This is a genomic window from Bradyrhizobium sp. (assembly GCF_016462955.1).
In the GTDB taxonomy this organism is placed as follows: Bacteria; Pseudomonadota; Alphaproteobacteria; order Rhizobiales; family Xanthobacteraceae; genus Bradyrhizobium.
On record NZ_JAEMSD010000614.1, the window covers coordinates 1 to 3,529 of the forward strand.

Annotated in this window: 5 protein-coding genes; 3 read left to right on the forward strand and 2 right to left on the reverse strand. The window is 66.1% G+C overall.

What is annotated here, in order from left to right:
* Window positions 1–20 precede the first annotated feature (20 nt).
* Genes JHD07_RS35495 through JHD07_RS35505 form a run of 3 tightly spaced genes read left to right on the forward strand, consistent with a single transcriptional unit; the run spans window position 21 to window position 1,990 of the window.
* Entirely contained in the window at window positions 21–425 is a 405-nt protein-coding gene (locus tag JHD07_RS35495; RefSeq protein ID WP_291630679.1) for a DUF350 domain-containing protein, read from the forward strand.
* Window positions 426–442: 17 nt separating this feature from the next.
* Entirely contained in the window at window positions 443–826 is a 384-nt protein-coding gene (locus JHD07_RS35500) for a hypothetical protein (RefSeq protein WP_291630671.1), read from the forward strand.
* 3 nt (window positions 827–829) lie between these two features.
* Window positions 830–1,990: a glutathionylspermidine synthase family protein gene (locus tag JHD07_RS35505; RefSeq protein ID WP_291630672.1), complete on the forward strand. Its 1,161-nt coding sequence runs from the start codon at window positions 830–832 to the stop codon at window positions 1,988–1,990.
* A 158-nt stretch (window positions 1,991–2,148) separates the two neighbouring features.
* Here the strand turns inward: JHD07_RS35505 and JHD07_RS35510 are convergent, their stop codons facing one another.
* Both JHD07_RS35510 and JHD07_RS35515 read right to left on the reverse strand, forming a co-directional pair.
* Window positions 2,149–3,021 (reverse strand): protein-glutamate O-methyltransferase CheR, encoded by an 873-nt coding sequence (locus tag JHD07_RS35510; protein ID WP_291630674.1) that lies wholly within the window; start codon window positions 3,019–3,021, stop codon window positions 2,149–2,151.
* The coding region (locus JHD07_RS35515) for a chemotaxis protein CheB (RefSeq protein ID WP_291630677.1) at window positions 3,018–3,529 on the reverse strand (512 nt) is incomplete at its 5' end. The genes JHD07_RS35510 and JHD07_RS35515, both read right to left, overlap by 4 nt.

Sequence of the window (3,529 nt, forward strand, 5' to 3'; positions counted from 1 at the left end):
CGCTGCACGATGGGGGAACGATGATCCTGCAATCACTCGCCGGCCTGCCCGCCTTCCTGGTCTATTTCTGCACCGGGCTGATCGCGATCGTGGCCTATCTGTTCGTCTACACCCGCATCACCGCGCACAATGAATTCCAGCTGATCCGCGACAACCAGCCGGCCGCGGCGATCGCGCTCGGGCTCAGCCTGCTCGGTTTCGTGGCGCCGCTGGTCAGCGCCATCGCGCATTCGGCCAACGTGCTGGACTGCCTGATCTGGGCGACCATCGCGCTGATCGTGCAGGTCGTCGTGTTCTATCTCGTCAAGGTTCCGGTGCCGGACCTGTCGAGGCGCATCGATGACGGCGAGCTCGCCCCCGCGATCTGGCTCGGCCTGTCCTCGCTCGCCGCGGGCCTGCTCAACGCCGCCAGCATGATCTACTGACATGATTGCGAAGTGATATGGCCGACAAACCCTCCAAGAAGGACTTCGGCAAGCGCCGGCCGGTCGCCGAGCCGGCGCCGCCGCGCCCGCCGGCGAAGCGCTCCGGCCATGTCGCGCTGCTGGTGATGGGCACGCTCGCGGTCGGCACCACCGCCTACACCTTGATGCCGCGGCAGAATTGCGAACCCACGCCGGGCGCCGTGCCGGGACAGACGACCACGACCTGCACAAGCAGCAGCAGTTCGTCTGGAGGCAGCTCGCGCTGGCCGTCGCGGACGAGCTTCTACAGCGGCGATTCCTCGAGCCATTCCTCGTCGAGCACGTCACCCAATGTGAGCCACAGCAGCGTGAGCCGCGGCGGCTTCGGCTCGTTCGGCCACGGCTTCTCGGGCGGCGGCTGATCCATGCAGCGCATCACATGCCTCGAGCGCGACGACTGGCGAGAGACCGCGGCGCGCTGCGGCTTCGTGTTCCACACCATCGACGGCGAACGCTATTGGGACGAGCGTGCCTATTACGGCTTCACGCTCGACGAGATCGAGCGCGGCATCGAGGCGCCGACCGCAGAGCTCGACGCCATGTGCCTGGAGCTTGCCGGCCGCGTCATCGGCGACGAGCGCTATTTGCGCCGCCTGAAGATTCCGGACGCGTTCTGGCCCCTCATCGCAGAGAGCTGGACGCGCGACGACCGCAGCCTCTATGGCCGGCTCGATCTGAAATACGATGGCAAGTCACCCGCCAAGCTGCTCGAATACAACGCGGATACGCCGACCTCGCTGTTCGAGGCTGCCGTATTCCAGTGGACCTGGCTCGAACAGGCGATCGAGCGTCGCGTCATCCCCGCGCGTGCCGACCAGTTCAACTCCATCCATGAGCGGCTGATCGCGGCGTGGAAGGAGATCGCCGGCGGCCGGCACGTCCATCTCACCGGCATCACCGGCAATGCGGAAGACGCCGGCACGCTCGCTTATCTCGAGGACACCGCGCGCCAGGCCGGGCTCTCGACCAAGCTGCTCGACATCGAGCAGGTCGGCTGGCGCGACGAGCCTCGTGGATTCGTCGATCTCGACGATGCCGACATCGCGCTCGCCTTCAAGCTCTATCCCTGGGAGTGGATGTTCCACGATTCCTTCGGCGCAAAGCTGAAGGACGCAAGCACGCGCTGGATCGAGCCGCCGTGGAAGGCCGTGCTTTCCAACAAGGGCATCCTGCCGCTGCTGTGGGAGATATTTCCGAACCATCCCCATTTGCTGCCGGCCTTCTTCGAGGACGACGCGCGGGCGGCGGAGCTCGGCACGTCGTATGTGCGCAAGCCATTGCTGTCGCGCGAAGGCGCCAATGTCACGCTGGTGTCCGGCGGCATGCCGCTCGACGAGCAGGCAGGCCCCTACGGCGCCGAAGGCTTCGTGCGGCAGGCGCTGGCGCCGCTGCCGAATTTTTCGGGCTTCTATCCGGTGATCGGAAGCTGGCTGGTGAACCACGAGCCCTGCGGCCTGTCGATCCGCGAGGACGAGAGCCCGATCACCGGCAACCGCTCGCGGTTTCTGCCGCATGCAATTTTGTGAGGTCGTCATTCCGGGGCGCTCGCGAAGCGAGTGAGCCCGGACTCCATAACCATATGCGGATCAAAGGAGCTGGCTCTCCCAGCCTGCCTGTTACGATGGCTTGTGGTTATGGATTCCGGGCTCGGCGCCTATGCGCCGCCCCGGAATGACGAGAGAGCTCACTTTGCCGCGGCGATCTTCAGCGACGGCGGCATCAATCCGCCCATGGGACGGCCGGAGCGCGCGGGGTTGAGCTGATAGAGGCCGCGGCGGTCCGCGATCGGGCGGAATGCGTCGGTGATGCCGACGACGGATTCGGCGGCGCCGAGCAGCAGCGTGCCGTCGGCTTCCATCGCCTTGGCGAGGCGCTCGAAGATCACCGCCTTGGTGTCCTGGTCGAAATAGATCAGCACGTTGCGGCAGAAGATCACGTCGAACGTGCCGAGATGGGAGAAGTCCTGGAGCAGATTGAGCTGGCGGAACTGCACCATCGCGCGGATATCGGCATTGAGCTGCCAGAGCTCGCCGGCCTGCGTGAAATACTTCATCAGTTGCTGGATCGGCAGGCCGCGCTGCACCTCGAACTGGCTGTAGACGCCGGCCTTCGACTTCTCCAGCACCTCCTGCGACAGGTCGGTGGCAACGATCTCGACGCGCCAGCCCGCGAGGGCCGCACCCATCTCCTTCACGCACATGGCGATCGAGTAGGGCTCCTGCCCCGTCGAGGATGCGGCCGACCAGATCCGCAGGCTCTTGCGCGCCGCGCGGGCCTGGATCAGGCCCGGAAGAATGGTGTCGCGCAAATGATCGAACGGGATCTTGTCGCGGTAGAAGAAGGTCTCGTTGGTGGTCATCGCCTCGACCACGTCGCTCGCAAGCCGTCCGTCGCCGTTCCTGATCTTCAGCACGAGATCGGGGATGCCGGGAAGGCTTGCCTTGCGCGCGAGCGGCAGCAGCCGGCTCTCGACCAGGTACTGCTTGTCGGCCGAGAGATCGAGGCCGGAGCGCTCCTTCAGGAACTTGCGCAGGTAGTCGTAATCCGTCGGCGTCACGAGCGGTCTCCCGCGAACAGGCGATTGACCTTGGCGCCGATCTGATTGAGCGGCAGGATCGCCGCGCAGATGCCGGCGTTGGCCGCCGCCCCCGGCATGCCCCAGACCACGCTGGAGGCTTCGTCCTGCGCGATCACGTTGCCGCCGGCGGCGACGATGTCCTTGCCGCCGCGCATGCCGTCCGAGCCCATGCCCGTGAGGATGACCGAGAGGATGTTGCCGTGCCAGACGTCGATGGCCGAGGTGAAGAGCGGATCGACCGCCGGCTTGCAGAAATTGACGGCAGGGCCGTCATCGAGCGCGATTACGACGTCCGCGCCGCTGCGTGCCACGCGCATGTGCTTGCCGCCCGGCGCAAGATAGATCCGTCCCGCCTTCACCGGCTCGCCGTCGACCGCCTCGGCTGCCGGGCGGCGGCTCGAACGCGCCAGATGCTCGGCGAGAATGGTGGTGAAGGTCGGCGGCATGTGCTGGGTGATGAGCACCGGGAAGCGGTCGATCACCGAGC